Source organism: Rhodoferax aquaticus, from assembly GCF_006974105.1.
Taxonomy (GTDB): domain Bacteria; phylum Pseudomonadota; class Gammaproteobacteria; order Burkholderiales; family Burkholderiaceae_C; genus Allorhodoferax; species Allorhodoferax aquaticus_A.
The window spans coordinates 913,522-931,702 of sequence record NZ_CP036282.1 but is presented as its reverse complement, the minus strand read 5'-3'; the positions used below and the strand labels follow the sequence as shown (position 1 = coordinate 931,702).

General features: G+C 58.5%; 14 protein-coding genes and 1 riboswitch. Of the genes, 5 read left to right on the top strand and 9 right to left on the bottom strand.

The annotated features are described in order from the left end of the window. Positions 1 to 49: 49 nt before the first annotated feature. The 4 genes from EXZ61_RS04410 to EXZ61_RS04395 form a co-directional block, all read right to left on the bottom strand. A complete protein-coding gene (locus EXZ61_RS04410) occupies positions 50 to 796 on the bottom strand; it encodes a DUF3025 domain-containing protein (RefSeq protein ID WP_237219087.1) in 747 nt (248 codons plus the stop codon). Next, positions 781 to 1,821 carry a dihydroorotase gene (pyrC, locus tag EXZ61_RS04405; protein WP_142809401.1) on the bottom strand — a complete coding sequence of 347 codons (1,041 nt, stop codon included), beginning with the start codon at positions 1,819 to 1,821 and terminating at the stop codon, positions 781 to 783. Before pyrC ends, EXZ61_RS04410 begins: the two co-directional genes overlap by 16 nt. A gap of 77 nt (positions 1,822 to 1,898) precedes the next feature. Then, the gene (locus EXZ61_RS04400; RefSeq protein ID WP_237219154.1) at positions 1,899 to 2,759 is read right to left on the bottom strand and encodes an amino acid ABC transporter substrate-binding protein; all 861 of its coding nucleotides are present in this window, start codon (positions 2,757 to 2,759) and stop codon (positions 1,899 to 1,901) included. A 167-nt stretch (positions 2,760 to 2,926) separates the two neighbouring features. Then, positions 2,927 to 3,919 carry a LysR substrate-binding domain-containing protein gene (locus tag EXZ61_RS04395; RefSeq protein WP_142809396.1) on the bottom strand — a complete coding sequence of 331 codons (993 nt, stop codon included), beginning with the start codon at positions 3,917 to 3,919 and terminating at the stop codon, positions 2,927 to 2,929. Positions 3,920 to 4,087: 168 nt separating this feature from the next. On the opposite strand from EXZ61_RS04395, the gene EXZ61_RS04390 reads away from it, so the two are divergent. Next, positions 4,088 to 6,202, top strand: a complete 2,115-nt coding sequence (locus EXZ61_RS04390) for a putative bifunctional diguanylate cyclase/phosphodiesterase (RefSeq protein WP_168224698.1) — start codon at positions 4,088 to 4,090, stop codon at positions 6,200 to 6,202. Here the strand turns inward: EXZ61_RS04390 and EXZ61_RS04385 are convergent. The 4 genes from EXZ61_RS04385 to exaC all read right to left on the bottom strand — a co-directional run bounded on the left by EXZ61_RS04385 (position 6,199) and on the right by exaC (position 9,590). Beyond that, entirely contained in the window at positions 6,199 to 6,624 is a 426-nt protein-coding gene (locus tag EXZ61_RS04385; protein ID WP_142809392.1) for a carboxymuconolactone decarboxylase family protein, read from the bottom strand. The two genes, EXZ61_RS04390 and EXZ61_RS04385, sit on opposite strands and share 4 nt — an antisense overlap. A gap of 91 nt (positions 6,625 to 6,715) precedes the next feature. Continuing rightward, entirely contained in the window at positions 6,716 to 7,192 is a 477-nt protein-coding gene (locus tag EXZ61_RS04380) for a MerR family transcriptional regulator (protein WP_237219086.1), read from the bottom strand. Between the two features lie 222 nt (positions 7,193 to 7,414). Continuing rightward, the gene (locus EXZ61_RS04375; RefSeq protein WP_142809390.1) at positions 7,415 to 7,798 is read right to left on the bottom strand and encodes a DUF779 domain-containing protein; all 384 of its coding nucleotides are present in this window, start codon (positions 7,796 to 7,798) and stop codon (positions 7,415 to 7,417) included. Between the two features lie 268 nt (positions 7,799 to 8,066). After that, complete coding sequence (gene exaC / locus EXZ61_RS04370) at positions 8,067 to 9,590, bottom strand: acetaldehyde dehydrogenase ExaC (RefSeq protein WP_142809389.1); 1,524 nt, start codon at positions 9,588 to 9,590, stop codon at positions 8,067 to 8,069. A 292-nt stretch (positions 9,591 to 9,882) separates the two neighbouring features. Here exaC and EXZ61_RS04365 point away from each other — a divergent pair, with 292 nt between their 5' ends. After that, positions 9,883 to 11,826 carry a sigma-54-dependent Fis family transcriptional regulator gene (locus tag EXZ61_RS04365; RefSeq protein WP_142809387.1) on the top strand — a complete coding sequence of 648 codons (1,944 nt, stop codon included), beginning with the start codon at positions 9,883 to 9,885 and terminating at the stop codon, positions 11,824 to 11,826. Positions 11,827 to 11,983: 157 nt separating this feature from the next. Continuing rightward, on the top strand, positions 11,984 to 12,823 hold the full coding sequence (locus EXZ61_RS04360; RefSeq protein ID WP_142809386.1) for a serine hydrolase: 840 nt from the start codon (positions 11,984 to 11,986) through the stop codon (positions 12,821 to 12,823). 8 nt (positions 12,824 to 12,831) lie between these two features. Here EXZ61_RS04360 and EXZ61_RS04355 read toward each other — a convergent pair whose 3' ends face one another. Next, positions 12,832 to 13,344: a 6,7-dimethyl-8-ribityllumazine synthase gene (locus EXZ61_RS04355; protein ID WP_142809385.1), complete on the bottom strand. Its 513-nt coding sequence runs from the start codon at positions 13,342 to 13,344 to the stop codon at positions 12,832 to 12,834. Positions 13,345 to 13,432: 88 nt separating this feature from the next. Beyond that, positions 13,433 to 13,595, bottom strand: a riboswitch (FMN riboswitch). Positions 13,596 to 13,968: 373 nt separating this feature from the next. On the opposite strand from EXZ61_RS04355, the gene EXZ61_RS04350 reads away from it, so the two are divergent. Both EXZ61_RS04350 and EXZ61_RS04345 read left to right on the top strand, forming a co-directional pair. Continuing rightward, the gene (locus EXZ61_RS04350) at positions 13,969 to 15,057 is read left to right on the top strand and encodes an efflux RND transporter periplasmic adaptor subunit (RefSeq protein ID WP_168224697.1); all 1,089 of its coding nucleotides are present in this window, start codon (positions 13,969 to 13,971) and stop codon (positions 15,055 to 15,057) included. Between the two features lie 29 nt (positions 15,058 to 15,086). Beyond that, on the top strand, positions 15,087 to 18,158 hold the full coding sequence (locus EXZ61_RS04345) for an efflux RND transporter permease subunit (protein WP_142809380.1): 3,072 nt from the start codon (positions 15,087 to 15,089) through the stop codon (positions 18,156 to 18,158). Positions 18,159 to 18,181 lie beyond the last annotated feature (23 nt).

The following is an 18,181-nucleotide window of genomic DNA, read 5'->3' as shown; positions in this document are numbered from 1 at the left end:
CGCCAGAGGCTTCGGCCCCGGAAGTTTTATGGACTTTGCAGCACCAGCGCTAAGCCACCGCACGCGGTGCGCGAAACACACTGGGATCGTCGTAGAAAGCGGAGTCCGTGTTGCCACTCCACCAGCCCGGCACACCCAAGACCGGCAGGTGGGCAAACGGCTTGCTGGCCAGTTTCTCTGCGCTAAGGTCAGCCGCCATCCAAGCGTCTACATCTGCTATCAAGTTGGTAGCTGCCTGTGCCCTATACACGTGCGCTGTGATGGGTTTTCTCGGGCAAACCAGCTTTTCCAAGAGCGCATGGCCAAACAGCACCAAGTAGGCCTCTTGCCACAAGTCCCGCTGGGCTACAAACACCCTACGCCAGTCTTTGGCGCACAGGGCATCCCACAAGGCATCTGGCGCCTGCAAGAACGCTGCGTTTTCATCGAACACGGTGAGTCCATCGCGCGCAGGGCCACGTACCGGCTGGATGCCGCTGTGCGCAATTTGTGCCGCTTGCAACTGGTTCAGCCGCGTCTTGGTGGCGGGAAAGCGCATCCAACACAGGCCGTTAAAAAAGTCATGCAAGCCATCGCGCGTAGGCACACAGCCGGTGTCAAAGATGTGCTGTTCATACGCCACGCCGGCTGGCAACTCGGCCTGCGGCACAAAGCGCACGGGCGCATGCGCGGCAGCATTCAGCGCCTGCGCACAACTGGCGCCAGCCTCTACCTGCTGCGCCACGCCTTGGCCCAGCGGTGCCCAGGGCTCCAGCCAAGGCTGGGCCCAGTCAATGGCTTCTAAACCATGCGCCACGTGAGTGCTTCACCGCCAGCCAAAGGCTTGAGCGCTGCGCCTGCATAGGGGTAGCTCTCCGGAGGGGTCCAGCTTTCGCGGCGCAAGGTAATCGTGCCTGGGTTGCGGGGCAGGCCGTAAAAGTCTGCACCATAAAAAGACGCAAAACCTTCAAGCTTGTCCAAAGCGCCGGCGGTGTCAAAGGCGTGGGCGTACAGCTCCATAGCGGCGTGGGCCGTGTAGCAACCTGCGCAACCACTGGCATGCTCTTTCAGATGCGATGCATGGGGAGCGCTGTCGGTGCCCAAGAAGAACTTGGGCGACCCGCTGGTTGCGGCTTTCACCAAGGCTTGGCGGTGGGTTTCGCGTTTGAGCACAGGCAAGCAGTAGTAGTGCGGGCGAATGCCACCGGTAAAGATGGCATTGCGGTTGTACAGCAAATGGTGGGCGGTGAGTGTGGCGGCAGTAAAGGCGTCCGCCTCTTGCACATACTGCGCGGCTTCCAAGGTGGTGATGTGCTCAAACACAATTTTGAGTTCAGGAAAGTCGCGGCGCAGTGGGATGAGCTGCTGGTCGATGAACACGGCTTCGCGGTCAAAAAGGTCGATATCAGGGGAGGTCACCTCGCCGTGCACCAAGAGCAGCATGCCTGCGCGCTGCATGGCTTCTAGAGTCTTGTAGGTCTTGCGAATGTCGGTCACCCCAGCGTCGCTGTTGGTGGTGGCTCCCGCGGGGTACAACTTGGCGGCGACCACACCGGCGTCTTTGGCGCGGGCGATTTCGTCAGCAGGCAAGTTGTCGGTGAGATACAGCGTCATCAAGGGCTCGAACTGCTGGCCGGGCAACACTGCGGCTTGGATGCGCTGGCGGTAGGCCACGGCCGCTGCCGCCGTGGTTACGGGGGGGCGCAGATTGGGCATGATGATGGCCCGGCCGAATTGGGCTGCGGTGTGGGGCACCACAAGGTTTAAGGCATCGCCATCGCGCACATGCAAATGCCAGTCGTCGGGTCGGGTCAGGGTGATGGTGGAGGTGGAGGTGGTCATGCCCTCTATTGTCCCAAAACCGCGCAACCCTTTACACCCTGCTATCGGGCGCTGTCCCTTTTGTGCCTTTGCTGCGACTAAAAAGGGACCACGTCGGTGGGGTATTTCCAGAAGTCTTTGAGCAAATAGCTCACCGGCATGTTGAGTGGTGTGTACTTGGGAGGAATGGGCTTCAAAAACCACTTGTTGTAGATAGGAATGATTTCTTTGCTGACGATGAGGCGGCGCATTTCTTCGTCCACCAGTTTTTTGAACTCGGGGTCGTTTTTGGACAACATGATGGCCAGGGGCTCCGTTGTCAAAAACTTGCCGACTACTTTGAGTTTGCCGGTTTTTGGGCGGTTGGCGGCCAACCCATACAGCAGCACATCGTCCATCACAAAGGCGTCGGCATCGCCTTTCTCGACCATTTCAATGGCTTGGGCATTGTCAGCGGCCTCCACGATATTGATACGCAGCAAGCGCTCACGGTTGGCCTGCTCAGCCGCCTTCAAGGGCGTAGTGCCTTTGGTCGACACCAGCGTTTTGCCTTGCAAGTCTTCGATGCGCTCATACGTGTCACCCGAGCGCACCAAAAGCCGAGCCCCGGTGATGAAGTGGGGAATAGTGAATGCCACGGTTTGGCGACGTTCGGCGTTGTTGGTGGTGGAGCCGCACTCGAGGTCAGCCTTTCCCTTTTCGATGGTGGACAAGCGCTCGTTGGAGGCGACCATCACATACTCCACCTCCATCTTTTTAGCCCCGGTTTTTTGACGCACCACGTCGGCAAGCTTGGCGCACAGGTCCATGGCGTAACCCACGGGGTTCTTGTTGGCATCCAGGTAAGAAAACGGGATGGATACCTCGCGGTGAGCGATGACCAGTTTGCCCCCCGCGGCGATGCGCTCCAGTACGGTTTGCGCTTGCGCTTGGTGCAGCCAAGCGGACAAAACCAACATCGCCGTGAAGGTGGCTCCTCGCGGTGTCCCGGCATGCGTCATGTTCACTCCTTCGGCACAAAAACGTCATTCAACTGTCATTGGCTCCCCCATGCTGCAAGCACGCCAACACGTGGTCAGTCTATGCACATTCGGCATGCCATGCAGGGCCCCACAAGGGCAATGGACTATGGCGGGGTGCTGGACCTGGCTTGCGCCAAGAGGTAATCCCACAGGGCTTTGGCCGTACTTTTGGGGGCGTGGCCAGAAACCGCCACCGCGCGGTGGGACGGCGCCAGAGTCTTGCCTGGCTCCTTAACCGAGGGCCGCTCGCGGTAGGCACGAATGTCCATCGTAAGCGCCATATCGGTCATGCTGGCAGGTGCCGCGCTCACTAGTTTTTTGGCCCTCAGGTCTTTTTTAACGGCGCTGTAAGGCAAGAAGGCAATACCGTGCCCTTCCAGTGCCATGGCTTTCAAGCCCTCGGCCATGTCGGTCTCATACACCCGGTCAAAGTGGATCGGGGTGCTGGATTGTTTGAGAATGAGATCCACCATTTGCCCCAGGTACGCGCCGGGCGCATAGCCCAGGTAGGGCAGGGGCTGCCCAGCTTTACCCGGCAAAGTAAACATGGGGTTGCCGTCGGCATCGGGTTTCACGTAGGGAGCCACCACTTCGTCGCCCAAGCTCACCATTTCATAGCGGTCTGCGTCCAACTGGTAAGGCTGGTGCGGGTGATGGTAGGCAATCAGCAGATCGCAGCTACCCTCCACTAAACGCAGCACGGCGTCATGCACATTCAGGGCAATGAGCCTGCTTTTAATGGGGCCAAAAGCTTCGCGCAGGCCAGACACCCAGGCCGGAAAAAAAGTGAATGCCAGCGTGTGGGGCACGGCAAACTCAATCACGTCTTGGCCAGCCGCCGTGTGGCCGCGCATCATGGCACGGGTGCTTTGCAAGGCTTGCAGCACCTCCAAGGACTGGTCGTACAGGGTTTGCCCGGCGGGAGTGAGACGGGTGGGGTAGGAGCTGCGGTCCACCAAGTCAGTACCTGCCCAGGCCTCCAGTGACTGGATGCGGCGGGAAAACGCGGGCTGCGTCACATGCCGAAGCTGGGCGGAACGGCTGAAACTGCGGGTCTCCGCCAAACTCACAAAATCTTCTAACCATTTGGTATCCATTTCTAGATTATGAATCCAGCCGAGTCAGTAGGGAATTTGCATTAACAAATGTAACAAAGGCCGTTTACACTGAATGTAGCTTCACAAGCACCTGCCTTGAGCAGACACGAGGGACAAACATTCATGGGTGGGCTTCATGTTTTTCGCCTAACTCGCTACTTTTCAGTAATGTCTCTGTTGCTGGTTGTGGTGGCAGGCAGTGTTTTGGCGTTCTTTGCGCGGCACAGTGCCACCGCCCATTTGAGCACCATCGCACAAGCCCACAACGAAGCCATCAGCCAAGTCTTTCTCAACCAGCTGTGGCCCCATTTTTCTGAGTTTGTGCTGCAGGAGAAGGCACGCACCCCCAAGCAAATGCGCGACGAGGCCCAAGAGCGCGCCTTGCCCGAGAGGGTGCGCACGATGATGCGCAACTCCAACATCGTCAAGATCAAGCTGTACAACCAACGTGGCTTCACCGTTTTTTCGTCAGATCCCAACCAAGTGGGGGAAGACAGACGCGAAAACCCCGGATTCCAAGGTGCCATGTCCGGCAAATCAGTCAGCACGCTCACCCACAGAAACGAGATCTACAGCTTTGAAGGCACCCGCCCCGACGTAGATTTGTTGTCCAGTTACATCCCCATCCGCGACGGAGAGTCCGTGGTGGGCGTGATGGAGGTGTACCAAGACGTGTCGCCCTTTATGGCCCAGGTGGACAGACGCCTTTTCCAAGTCGGCGGCTTGGCCCTGCTCTTGTTTGCTGTGATGTATTTGATCCAGCTGGCTGTGGTGCGGGCAGCGCAAAAGGTGCTGGTTCGGCACTCGGCTGAACTGGAGCGTGCGAACAATGCACTCGACGCACGGGTGGCGGCGCGCACCGAAGAACTTGACAAGGCCAACCGCAAGTTGCAAGCCGAAATCCACGAACGCCAAACCGCCGAGCAAAAGCTGGACCATTTGGCCTACCACGACCCTCTCACAGGCTTGCCCAACCGCCTGATGTTTGCCGAACATTTGGGGCGCAGTATCGGCAAAGCAGAGCGCAGCAATGCGCGGCTCGCGGTCTTGTTCATTGACTTGGACCGCTTCAAGGAAGTCAATGACACCTTAGGCCATGCAGTAGGCGATGAACTGCTGGTTCAGGTCACCGAACGTCTGCGCGGCCAGTTGCGCAATGAGGACCTTTTGGCCCGATTGGGGGGAGACGAGTTTGTATGCATCTTGGAGCAGCTGGAGGGTCCCCAAGATGCCAGCAGAGTCGCTGACAAACTCATACGCCACCTGGGCGAGTCCTTTCATCTGCACCTCCATGAAATACGGATCTCCGCGAGTATTGGCATCAGCCTGTACCCAGCCGATGGGATGGACACCAACAACCTGCTACGCGCTGCGGACACGGCGATGTACCAGGCCAAAAAACTAGGGCGCAATGGCTACCATTTTTACGCCCCGGAGATGACCCAGTTCGCGTTAGACCGTGTGCTCTTGGAGCGGCTGCTCCACGAGGCTGTGGTGAACCATGGCCTCAAGCTCAACTACCAAATCAAGATGTCAGTCGGTAGCGTCATTCGCCCATGTGGTGCAGAGGCCTTGGCGCGCTGGAGTAGCGCGCAACTGGGGGTGGTTGCCCCTACCAAGTTCATTCCCGTGGCGGAAGAAACCGGCATCATTGTCGACCTCGGGGAATGGGTGCTGCGCACCGCTTGCCACCAACTGATGGCATGGCGCACTATGGGGGCACAAGTGCCCAGCATCTCGGTCAACGTGTCCGTACGCCAGCTAGAGCGGCCTGACTTTGTGGCCGTCGTGCAATCGGCCTTGGCCGAGTCCGGCTTACCCGCCGATGGCTTGGAGCTGGAGATTACTGAGTCCGTCATCATGCGAGTAGGCAACGCCATCGCCGTGCTGCAGGCCTTGCACAACATGGGCGTGCGCTTGTCAGTAGACGACTTTGGCACGGGTTACTCCTCCCTTGCCTACCTCAAGTTGCTGCCGATCCAAACCCTCAAGATAGACCGCTCATTTGTTGCTGGCATTGGGGAGAATGCGGGCGACGAGTCCATCATCCAAGCGGTGATTGGTCTTGCCAAAAACCTCGGCTTGACCACCGTCGCTGAAGGGGTAGAAACACCGGCACAAATCGCATTCTTAAGGCAAGCAGGGGCCGGCGAATTGCAAGGTTTCTTTTACGGCGAGCCCCTCAACGCGGACGGTTTTTTGGCCCATTGGCGGCATGCGCAAGCGCAGGCCGATGCGCAGTCAGCAGTACCCGATCACCTATCCGACTTAGGCGTGGGCTAAGGCGTTTGCGCGACTGGGGGTGCGTCCCGCTGGGCAAACACCTCTTGCGCGGCAAACAGTCCGTTGAGTGCAGCCGGGAACCCCGCATACACGGCCATTTGCATCATGATTTCCACCACCTCTTGTCGGCTGCAACCCACGTTCAAAGCCCCATGCACATGCACCTTGAGCTGAGGGGCCGCATTGCCCAATGCCGTGAGTGCGGCCACCGTAGCAATCTCGCGCGATTTCAGGTCTAGCTCTGGGCGTGTGTAAATGTCGCCAAACGGAAATTCAATCAAATAGCGCGCAAAGTCGGGGGCGATAGGCGCCAAGGCGTCAATGACACGCTGCCCGGCATCACCGTCGATCTCGCGCAGCTTGGCCAGGCCACGGGTGTAGCGCGCGCTGTCTTCCGATGCGGGGCTGTGGGTTGGAGCCATTGCGGCTGCAAAAGAAATAGAAGCTGTGGAATGCATGGAGTTTTCTCAATCAAGGTGGATGGAATGTGACACCAGCCCCCCTCTCCGTTTGCTATGCCTTCGCCGACTTTCTGGTCGGTTTTTCTGTCCGTTTTGGAACACTTGGCGCTTGCTGCAGCATAGCTTGGTAAATGGTTACTTTGTCATCCAAAGCAGCCATGTTGTCTTGCAGTTCTTGCAGCTTTCGGACCAAGGTCTCTCGGTGCTCAAGCAGCATGTCCAGGCGCGGCGCCACAGTGCCATCGCCCTGAGCCCGCAGCTGGGCGTAACGTTTGATCTCGGCCAAAGGCATGCCGGTTGCTTTGAGACGCATCACAAACGCCAACCAACGCACATCAGCATCCAAGTAACGCCTGTGCCCATTGGTGGCCCGTGGCGTGGGACTCAGCACACCCGCCTTCTCGTAAAAACGCAAGGTGTAGGTGCTGAGCCCTGCGCGCTCAGCGAGTTCGCTGATCGTCAGGGTGGATGCATCTGTCCTATCGGTGGATGGGATTGATGGGGTGCAGGGAATGGAAGTAGGTGTCACAGGGCGCGATCGTAAAAGTTAGAGATAACTCTAAGTCAAGCGCTATTTTGCTGGCACCAGGGTCGCAGGTAGGCTGCGCGATACAGTCAGAACCTCAACAGAACACCGGCCGCAAACGAGCCAAGCCTTGACAATGCACCGATGTAGCGCCGCCCTCAAGCACTACAAAAACAATAGCTACTTCCGCTTATTTCACGAGCGCTAGTGCCACTTTTCCTCAATCTACTTGTCAGCGGCCTGCTGGTCTTGCGCATCCAGTTCGGCCATTTCTTCTGGCGTAAACACGCGCGAGCGGGTGTGAAAGGCCTTGCCCTCGGGCCCTTCCAGCGAGAAAGTGCCGCCGTGGCCTTCGATGACGTCGATGATCAGTTGGGTGTGGCGCCAGTATTCGTACTGTGCTTTGCCAATGTAAAACGGGCTGCCGCCAATGTCGCCTAGGTACACGTCGCCCGCACCCATGGTGATCTCGCCGGGAAGGTAGCAGTTGGCGGCGCTGTTGTCGCAGCAGCCACCGCTTTGGTGGAACATGAGCTCAGGGCCGTGTTTGGTTTTGAGGAAGGCCACCAGCTCTAGGGCGGCGGGGGTGGCTACTACTTTGTCGACCATGCTTTGTCTCCTGCTTGTTTTCACAGTGTTGGTGCTCGCAGCTTCGAGGGCAGTGCGGGCGGCCACCTCATGCTGGGGTACCAGAAATCGGCGTCCGCCCGCACTGCCCTCGAAGCAGGATCGTTGGCGCTTTACATCTATTTCGACCGCCAGAAGCCAAGCGGCTACCCCAAGGGTGACCACCGATTTCTGGTGCTCCAGTATGAGGTGGGCGCCCTTGGGGTAGCCGCTTGGCGACCTCTCAGGACAGACGTGACTCCAATGTGCTTTAGAAGAAGCCCAGCTTGTTCTCAGAGTAAGAGACCAGCAAGTTCTTAGTCTGCTGGTAGTGGTCCAGCATCATCTTGTGGGTTTCGCGGCCGATGCCTGATTCCTTGTAACCACCGAAGGCTGCGTGGGCTGGGTAGGCGTGGTAGCAGTTGGTCCAGACGCGGCCAGCCTTGATGGCGCGGCCCATGCGGTAGGCCACATTGCCGTTGCGGCTCCACACCCCAGCGCCCAAACCATACAGCGTGTCATTGGCAATGGCCAAGGCTTCCGCTTCGTCCTTGAAGGTGGTAACAGCCAGCACGGGGCCGAAGATTTCTTCTTGGAAAATGCGCATCTTGTTGTGGCCCTTGAACAGCGTGGGCTGCACGTAGTAGCCGCCTTCGAGGTCGCCACCCAAGTGAGCTTGGCCACCGCCTATGAGCACTTCGGCGCCTTCCTGCTTGCCCAAGTCAAGGTAGGACAAAATTTTGGTGAGCTGCTCTTTGGAGGCTTGGGCACCCATCATGCTGTCGGTGTCTAGCGGGTTCATGTGCTTGATGGCGGCTACGCGCTTCAAGACGCGTTCCATGAACTTGTCGTAAATGCTTTCGTGGATCAAGGCACGGCTAGGGCAGGTGCACACCTCACCTTGGTTGAACGCAAACAAGACCAAGCCTTCAACCGCCTTGTCCAAAAACGCGTCGTCTTTGTCCATCACATCGGCAAAGAAGATGTTGGGGCTCTTGCCGCCGAGTTCCAGCGTGGCAGGAATCAAGTTGTTGGCCGCGGCTTGGGCAATCACACGGCCTGTGGTGGTAGAGCCGGTGAAGGCGATCTTGGCGATGCGCTTGGAGGTTGCCAAGGGCATGCCGGCTTCACGGCCATAGCCGTTCACGATATTGAGCACGCCGGGTGGCAACAGGTCGGCAATCAGTTCAGCCAAGATCAGGATGGAGATGGGGGTGCTTTCTGCCGGCTTGAGCACCACACAGTTGCCTGCACCAATGGCTGGGGCCAGCTTCCACGCCGCCATGAGGATGGGGAAGTTCCACGGGATGATCTGGCCGACCACGCCCAAGGGCTCTTGAATGTGGTACGCCACCGTGTTGTCGTCGATGTTGGAGAGTGCGCCTTCTTGCGCACGCACACAGCCTGCAAAGTAGCGGAAGTGGTCCACAGTGAGCGGGATGTCGGCGTTCAGGGTTTCGCGGATGGCTTTGCCGTTGTCCACGGTTTCGGCGTAGGCCAAGAGTTCCAGGTTTTGCTCGATGCGGTCTGCAATCTTGAGCAAGATGTTGGAGCGCGTGGCGGCGTCGGTCTTGCCCCACGCGTCAGACGCTGCGTGGGCGGCGTCTAGCGCCAACTCAATGTCAGCAGCGGTGGATCGCGCCGCTTGGGTGTAGGGCTTGCCTGAGATGGGGGTGATGACTTCAAAGTACTCGCCCTTGACCGGGGGCACAAACTTGCCGCCAATAAAGTTGTCGTACTTGGACTTGTAGGTGATTTTGGCGCCAGCGGTGCCGGGGGCTGCATAGATGGTCATGTCGCGTGTCCTCGTTATAAATTGCGTGTTGTGTTTGCCAAAAGGCAAGCTCATCTATCAAGACACGTGCCAGCCCTAGGTCGCAGCCAAGCAAGCGCTAAGTGCTTGATTTATAAGAAAACTGGCACCACACGCAGCCGCCAAAGCCAGGCCACCCTGCGCCAAAACACCACAAGTGTCACAAAACGGTACAGTTGGACAGCTACAGGCCCTTGGGCCATTGCTTTGTGTGGCAATGCGTTTCTATACTCGGCAAAAAACGGGGCCCTAAGGTCCCACTGAGGAGACAAGCATGCGAACCCCATCTGCTGCCTTGGCCTTGCGCCAAGCGCGGCTGCATTTGCTAGAGCACGGCCAGTGCTTGCCCGGTGCCATTGACGAGCGACTGGCACGCTCGTGGCGGCGCAGCATGGCGGCGGGCTTGCAGCCCACCACGCGCATGGGCACCTGCGATAACGCCAGCGGCGGCAGACTGCGCCAGATCCTGGCCAGCAACCATGAGCTCTTGGCCCACTCCCGCCCGGTGATGGAATACCTGTTTGAGCAAGTGCGCCACAGCCAAAGCGTGGTGGTGCTGGCTGACCAGCGCGGCACTTTGATGCACACCCTGGGCGACCCCAACTTTGTAGGGCGTGCTGAGCGCGTGGCCTTGGCCTGCGGCGCGTCCTGGCATGAAGAGCACCGTGGCACCAATGCCATTGGCACCGCGCTAGCCGAAGGCAGCGGCGTGGAGATTCACGGAGCCGAGCACTTTTTAGAGCGCAATGGTTTTCTCACCTGCGCGGCAGCCCCCATCATGTCGGCCACCGGAACGCTCATGGGCATTTTGGATATTTCGGGCGACCAGCGCAGCGGCCACCCCCACACGCTGGGCTTGGTGAGCACAGCGGCGCGCATGATTGAAAACCGGCTCTTGGTGGCTAGTCACCGGCGCAGCCTGCGCCTGCATTTGCACAGCCGCCCTGAGGGCATTGGCTCGGTGGCCGAAGGCATTGTGGTGCTGTCTGGCGACGGCTGGATTGTGGGTGCCAACCGGCAGGCTTTGAGCATGCTGCACCTTGGTCCCCAAGATATGGGGGCGACCCTGCTGGAGCGTGCCCTGGATGTGCGCTTGGACGATCTCTTGGCGCGGCAAAAGCGCCGCCCCCAACTGGCCGTGCAAGTCCATGCCACCGACGGTACGGCCCTGTTTGTGCAGTTGTACATGGACGCGGGCGTGCAGTCCGTGGTGGCCTCGGATAGCGCACCCCAACGCGTAGACGCCAGCCACCGCCCTGCCGCAGCGGATGCCCTCGCCAAACTAGACACTGGCGACCTGCGTTGGCGCAGTGCGGCCGACAAAGCGCGTCGGGTCGTGGACAAGCCCATTGCGCTGCTTATCCAAGGCGAATCCGGCGTGGGCAAGGAGTTGTTTGCCCGCGCCACGCACGACAGCGGAGCACGGCGTGCCGGGCCCTTTGTGGCCATCAACTGCGCGGCTCTGCCTGAGCATTTGATTGAAGCCGAGCTGTTTGGCTATGCCCCCGGTGCATTCACCGGCGCCAAACGCGAAGGCAGCAAAGGCCGCCTGCGCGAGGCCCATGGCGGCACCTTGTTTTTGGACGAGATTGGCGACATGCCTTTGGCCCTGCAAACCCGCTTGCTGCGCGTGCTACAAGAGCGCAGCGTGACGCCCGTGGGTGCCGGCACGCCTGTGCCAGTGGACTTCGCGCTGGTGTGCGCCACGCACTGCAAGCTGCGCGAGGCCGTGGACGCGGGCCAGTTTCGCAGCGATTTGTACTACCGCATTAACGGCCTGACCCTCATCTTGCCTGCCCTACGGGAACGCACGGACTTTCAGACACTTACCGAGCGCCTCCTTAGCACCTTGGCACCTGAGCGCCCGCTGCATGTGGTACCCGCGCTGCTGGCGCGTTTGAGTCAACACCCTTGGCCAGGCAATCTGCGGCAATACGCCAGTGTGCTGCGCACCTCCATGGCCATGTTGGACGCGCATGAAGACGCGATTGACTGGCAGCATTTGCCCGATGATGTGACACAAGACCTGCAGGAACCGCTGCCCAGTGTTGCTTCGGCTCCCGAACCCACACAAGCCGCTTACGAGCCACAAAACCTGCAGGCACTGTCGCAACTGGCCATTCGGCAGACCTTGCAAAACTGCCGTGGCAATGTGTCGCAAGCGGCGCGCAGCTTAGGCATCAGCCGACAAACCTTGTACCGGAAAATGAATGCGTGAACAAAGGGTTAACCCTTGGTTTTGTGCACCACAGACCAAAATGCTACGCATTTCATAGCTACACACGCACAAGATACAGACTACGCCGCGGTTTTTGTCCGTAGAATGACAGGCGCCATAGCCCCCCCCTCTTTGTTTCAAAGGCCAGTACACGCTTATGCATATTCATAACGCATTGCTCAAGGGACTGTTTTCGTTGTGGATCTTGGCCAGCGCCTTGGTCGCGTCGGCAACTGCCGAACTCAAGCTCAACGCACAACATGCGATTGCAATCAACAATGAAACTGGGCAAGTGTTGGTTGAGAAAAATGCCGATGCGGCCGTTCCCATAGCGTCTTTGACCAAGTTGATGACGGCCATGGTGGTGCTAGATAGCAAAGCCCCTATGGGCGAGAAGATCAACATCGTCGAAGACGACATCTACACCTTCAAATACAGCAGCTCGCGCGTACGGGTAGGCACCACGCTTGAAAGGGCTGAGTTGCTGCGGCTTGCCCTGATGTCTTCAGACAACCGCGCGGCAGCGGCCTTGGCCCGCACCTACCCAGGAGGAATGCCCGCCTTTCTAGCCGCTGTACGCAAGAAAATGATCACGCTTGGCATGACACACTCGGTCATTGAAGAGCCCACTGGCTTGTCACCGAACAATATGTCCACCGCGCAAGACTTGGCCAAGATGGCGGCCGCTGCCGCCAAATACCCCGAGATACGTGACATCACCACGAACAAGACTGAGCTGTTCACGCTCAATGGTCGCCCCCTGACCTTCCACAACACCAACCGTTTGGTAGGTGCGACAGGCTGGGAGGTACTGATGTCCAAAACCGGCTTCACCAACGAAGCCGGGCACTGCTTGATCATGCGCATTAAAGAAGCAGGCCAAAGCGCCACCTTGGTGCTGCTCAACACACGGGCGATTACCTCTTCCGTGCTCGACGCGGGCAAGATTCGCCAGCTGTTGAGCCAGTCAAGCCAAGCTGCGGCTCACCCGCGCTAGGCTGCGCGCTACGCGGAGATTAGCTTTTCCACGTTGCGCAAACTGTGGACTGTTTGCACGCATGCCTGAGCGGCTTCCGCACCTTTTGTCAAAAAGTGCTGGGTGAAGAACTTCACATGCTCTTGGTGCTCATGAAAGTTCAGCGGCGTCAACACCACCGAGAACACGGGTACTTCGGTATCAAGCTGGACCCGCATGAGGCCACTGATCACGGCCTCCGTCACAAACTCATGGCGGTAAATGCCCCCGTTCACCACAAACCCGCACGCCACGATGGCGTCAAACTGGCCTGACTTGGCGAGCTTTTGGGCATGCAGCGGAATCTCAAAAGCGCCAGGCACTTTGAAACACGTCACCGCCTCGACGGGGGAACCTAAACGCGCAATCTCCGCCAAGAAAGAAGTGCGCCCCTGGTCCACGATGTCCTCGTGCCAGCTGGATTGAATAAAGGCCACCCGCACAGGTTTACCATTTGGAGCATAGGCCCCGGTGTTGGGGATGGAATTGGAGGAATGAGTCATGGAACACTACAAAACAAAGGATGACCAAACCTCAAGGCGCGCAATGCGGCAGCTGCCCCTCGCGCGCAAGCGCAAACGGCAGACTTCACCGCGATCTCTTTCATCCGGACTATGACCGTCGGCCTCGGAATCACACCGAGTCTGCTGACCCCCGCTGAGCGCCATGCCAGCGGGGCGCTCGCGGGCTTGTGGGCTTGTTGCCAAGCCCCATTACCGCCGGTGGGGAGTTTCACCCCGCCCTGAGAACGCTTGCCTCAGCGAGTTGCCGAGGCATGCGTATTCTAGAGCTGCCGTGTTGGAGCACACTGCCTCTGAACTTCACACAACTTTACGCAAGCTTCGTCGCGAGTTTTCTATAACACGTCAAACTCGCACCACTGCCACGGTTCAGCCTTCTAGGTGTCGCTGCTGGGCCCACCCAAGCAATAGGGTTTTTTGTACTCACCGAATACTATGCAGAGCCTCCAGTCCTTCATCAAAAGCACCCCCACATTTGTTGCTGCCAGCATACTGTTGCTTTTGGCCGCTTGTGGCGCCAAAACCGAGGGTGCAGCGCCAAGCACGGAAGCATCAAGCAAAGCGGCCGCAGTAGGCCAAGCGACACCCGCCCCCAGTGGACCGCGTGTGACAGTAAGCTTGGAAAAAGCCCAAAAACGCGACATGGCCGTGGTGCTCAAAGCCACAGGCACCGTGACGTCCTTAGCCAGTGTGGACGTGCGCGCACAGGTCAGCAGCACAATTAGCAAAGTACACATCCGTGAAGGCCAGTTCGTCAAAGCCGGCGAACTGCTGTTTACCTTGGACGACCGCTCCGACGAAGCCAACGTTGCCAAGGCGCGCGCGCAACTGGCCAAAGACATGGCCTCGCTGGCGGATGCACGCCGCCAGTTCGCGCGAGCGCTACAACTTTTCGCCCAAAACTTCATCTCCCAAGGCGCCTTAGACACCAGCCAGGCCCAGGTAGACGCCCAAGCAGCCGCAGTGGCTGCGGACCAAGCGGCGATTGATGTGGCGCGCGTGGCGCTGTCTTACTCACGCGTAGTAGCCAAAACGGCAGGGCGTGCGGGTGCCATTACTGTGGCGGCAGGCAGCGCGGTGCAAGCCAATGTCACATCACTGGTCACCATCACCCAACTAGACCCCATTGCCGTGGCTTATAGCCTGCCCCAGCGCAATCTGCCCGATGCCTTAGCTGCCTTGAAGGACGGCGGGGCGCCGGTCTCGGCCACTTTGGCCAACGCAGGCGGCAAGTTCAATGGGCGCTTGACATTTGTGGACAACGCAGTGGACGCCAGCTCGGGAGCGGTCAAAGTCAAAGCCACCTTTGCTAACAAAGAAGGTCTCTTGTGGCCTGGTGCTTTCTTGGAAGTCACCCAAACCGTGGGGACCTTAAAAGATGCGGTGGTCATACCCCAAGCCGCTGTGATTCAAACGGCACGCGGCACCATTGTGTACGTCGACGAAGACGGCAAGGCCGCACTCAAACCCGTGAAAGTCGAGTTTTCGCAAGGTGGTGACGCTGCGGTCACTGGCATCAAGGCGGGCGACATGGTGGTGATGGACGGCAAGCAGAACCTCAAGCCAGGCGCGTCCATTGCAGATCGGAAAAAAGGTGGTGACGGCGCGGGTGGCGAGGGCTTAGGAGACAAAGGTGGCAAGGGCCAAGACAAGTCTGCCGATAAACCTGCCGACAAAATCCAAGATAAGCCATAAGACGGGGCTAGCGCCAAAGCAACTACATCATGAAACTGTCTGAACTCTTTATTCGCCGTCCGGTGATGACGGTGCTGCTGAACTTGGCGATTGTCGCAGCGGGGGTGATCGGATACCGCAGCATCCCAGTATCGGCCCTACCCAGCTACGACACGCCAGTGATCAACGTGTCTGCCGCGCTGTCTGGGGCCAGCCCAGAGACCATGGCGAGCTCCGTGGCACTGCCACTGGAGAAGCAATTTCAAACAGTGCCAGGGCTCAAAACCATCAGCTCCAACAGCACGCAAGGCAACACCAACTTAACGCTGGAGTTTGTCGAAGGCCGCAACATTGATGCAGCGGCAGTCGATGTGCAGGCTGCGCTGTTGCGGGCCCAGCGCCGTTTGCCACAAGACATCACGGAGCCACCGTCCTACCGCAAGGTGAACCCGGCTGACGCGCCTGTGCTCTTGATTGCCATGACATCGCCCTCACTGGCCTTGTCCGACTTGCAAGACTTTGCTGAGCATTTGATCTCACCCACCCTGTCCACCATAGACGGTATTGCGCAGGTCAGCATTTTCGGCTCCAAGCGCTTTGCGGTGCGGGTGCGGGTGCAACCGGAGGCCTTGGCCGTGCGCAATATTGGCCTAGACGAGTTGTCTGCCGCCTTGCGTGCTGCCAATGTCAACACGCCCGTAGGCACCTTGGAGGGACCGCTCCAAACGCTCACGCTCCAAGCTAACCGCCAACTCAAAAACGCGGCTGACTTTTCTGAACTGATCGTGAGCAACAAAGGTGGCACGCCCGTGCGCCTAAGGGACATTGCCACCGTTGAGGACAGCATAGAAACCTTCAAGTCGTGGGCAACACTCAACGGCGAGAACTCCATCACGGTTGCTGTGCAACGCCAACCTGGCGCCAATACCGTCAAAGTGGTGGACGCTGTGCGCGAAGCGCTGCCGCGCCTGCAAGCCCAGTTGCCACAGTCCGTCACCCTCACACCTGTGAATGACCGCTCTGTGTCGGTGCGAGAGGCTTTGCACGACGTCACGCTCACGCTGTTGGGCACCATTGCGCTGGTGGTCTTGGTGATCTTTCTGTTCTTGCGCCGTTTTGTAGCCACCGTGATCCCCTCGCTCTCGCTACCTGTGTCACTCATGGGTGCGGTGGCCTTGCTCTGGGGCTTCTCATACAGCTTGGACAACATCTCCTTGCTGGGCCTCACGTTGGCGGTGGGCTTGGTGGTGGACGATGCCATCGTGGTTCTAGAAAACATCATTCGGCATGTTGAAAATGGTGAACAACCCTTCTCTGCTGCGCTCAAAGGTGCTCGCGAAGTGGGCTTTACCATTTTGGCGATTTCCACATCGCTCATCGCAGTGTTTATTCCCATCTTCTTCATGCCGGGCGTCATTGGGCTGTTGTTCCATGAATTCGCCGTGGTGGTGGGCTTGTCCATTGTGGTGTCAGCGTTTGTATCGCTCACGCTGGTGCCCATGTTGGCGAGCAAGTTCTTGAGCGATGAAGAACACAAAAAACCGCCGGGCGCTTTGGTGCGTGGCTTTGAGCATGCCTTTGACGCATTGCTGCGCGGCTATACCCGTGCATTGGATGCAGCACTGGCGCGCCGTAAGCTGGTCTTGCTGCTGGCCTTAGCCACCTTTGCAGCCACAGCTTGGTTGTTCACCATCATCCCTAAGGGTTTCTTCCCGCAAGAGGACATTGGACAGATTCAGGTGACTACGGAAGCGGCGGAAGACATTTCTTTTCCTGAAATGGTGCGATTGCAGGAGCGCGCGGCAGCCATCATCCGCAAAGACCCCAATGTAAAAACCGTCAGCTCATTCAACGGTGATTCCAATAGCGGGCGTATGTTTGTGTCGCTCAAAGACCGCAGTGAACGCGACGATGTGAAAAATGTCGTGGAAGGCTTGCGCAAGAAACTGCGGGGAGTGGCGGGCATTAACGTGTTTATGCGCCCTGTGCAAAACTTGCAGTTGGGTGGACGCCAAAGTAAGGCGCAGTACCAATACATCCTGCAAAGTATCAAGGCAGACGAGCTGGGCACTTGGGCGTCCAAGCTGCAAGAAAAGCTGCGTGCAGACCCCATTTTCAAAGACGTGACCAGTGATGCGCAATTCCGCAGGTTGCAAGCCCAACTCAATATCGACCGGGACCGGGCCAACACCTTGGGTGTGTCGGTAGACGCTATTCGCACTGCGCTGTTTAACGCCTTCGGTGAACGGCAGGTGTCCACCATTTACCTGCCGACCGATAGCTACCAGGTCATCATGGAAGTAGCACCTGAGGCCAAGTCAGACGAGTCCGCCATCAACAACATCTATGTGCGTTCGTCCACAGGCGCTCTGGTGCCACTATCGAGCTTTACCACCGTGGAACGCAAGGTCGGCCCCACGTCGATCAACCATGTGGGCCAACTGCAGGCCGTAACCGTTTCATTCAATCTCGCACCCGGTGCCGCCTTGGGCGAAGCGACCGCGAAGATCGATGCGGCACGAGAAGCCATCCAAATGCCCCCTTCCATCATCAGCAGCTACGGGGGCGATGCGGCGGTGTTTAAAGACTCGCAAGGCAGCCAAGCCATACTGATCGTGGCAGCGCTCTTGGTTATCTACGTGCTCTTGGGTGTGCTGTATGAAAGCTACATCCACCCCATCACCATTTTGGCGGGCTTGCCCTCTGCGGCGGTGGGTGCCTTGGCCACCTTGATGCTGTTTGGCCAAGACCTGACCTTGATTGCCACCATCGGCATCGTGTTGCTCATCGGCATTGTGAAAAAGAACGCCATCATGATGATCGACTTCGCTTTGGACGTTCAGCGCCACCAAGGCATGTCACCGTTTGACGCGATTCGCCAAGCCTGCATCATGCGCTTTCGCCCCATCATGATGACGACCATGGCAGCTTTGGTAGGTGCGTTGCCGATTGCCCTAGGCTTGGGCGCTGGCGCAGAACTGCGCCAGCCTTTGGGCTTGGCGGTCGTGGGCGGTCTGGTTTTTTCACAAGCCATTACGCTGTTCATCACCCCAGTGATTTACCTCGCGCTCGACCGCTTTAGCGGCACAGGCCCGGTACTCACGCCTGAGGTGCAAACCTAAAACGATAAACGGCACTACGCCAT

Coding starts and splice junctions, on each gene's coding strand:
- pyrC (WP_142809401.1), bottom strand. CDS start 1,821: ATGACCACCTCCACCTCCACCATCACCCTGACCCGACCCGACGACTGG.
- EXZ61_RS04400 (WP_237219154.1), bottom strand. CDS start 2,759: ATGTTGGTTTTGTCCGCTTGGCTGCACCAAGCGCAAGCGCAAACCGTA.
- EXZ61_RS04395 (WP_142809396.1), bottom strand. CDS start 3,919: ATGGATACCAAATGGTTAGAAGATTTTGTGAGTTTGGCGGAGACCCGC.
- EXZ61_RS04390 (WP_168224698.1), top strand. CDS start 4,088: ATGTCTCTGTTGCTGGTTGTGGTGGCAGGCAGTGTTTTGGCGTTCTTT.
- EXZ61_RS04385 (WP_142809392.1), bottom strand. CDS start 6,624: ATGGCTCCAACCCACAGCCCCGCATCGGAAGACAGCGCGCGCTACACC.
- EXZ61_RS04375 (WP_142809390.1), bottom strand. CDS start 7,798: ATGGTCGACAAAGTAGTAGCCACCCCCGCCGCCCTAGAGCTGGTGGCC.
- exaC (WP_142809389.1), bottom strand. CDS start 9,590: ATGACCATCTATGCAGCCCCCGGCACCGCTGGCGCCAAAATCACCTAC.
- EXZ61_RS04365 (WP_142809387.1), top strand. CDS start 9,883: ATGCGAACCCCATCTGCTGCCTTGGCCTTGCGCCAAGCGCGGCTGCAT.
- EXZ61_RS04360 (WP_142809386.1), top strand. CDS start 11,984: ATGCATATTCATAACGCATTGCTCAAGGGACTGTTTTCGTTGTGGATC.
- EXZ61_RS04355 (WP_142809385.1), bottom strand. CDS start 13,344: ATGACTCATTCCTCCAATTCCATCCCCAACACCGGGGCCTATGCTCCA.
- EXZ61_RS04345 (WP_142809380.1), top strand. CDS start 15,087: ATGAAACTGTCTGAACTCTTTATTCGCCGTCCGGTGATGACGGTGCTG.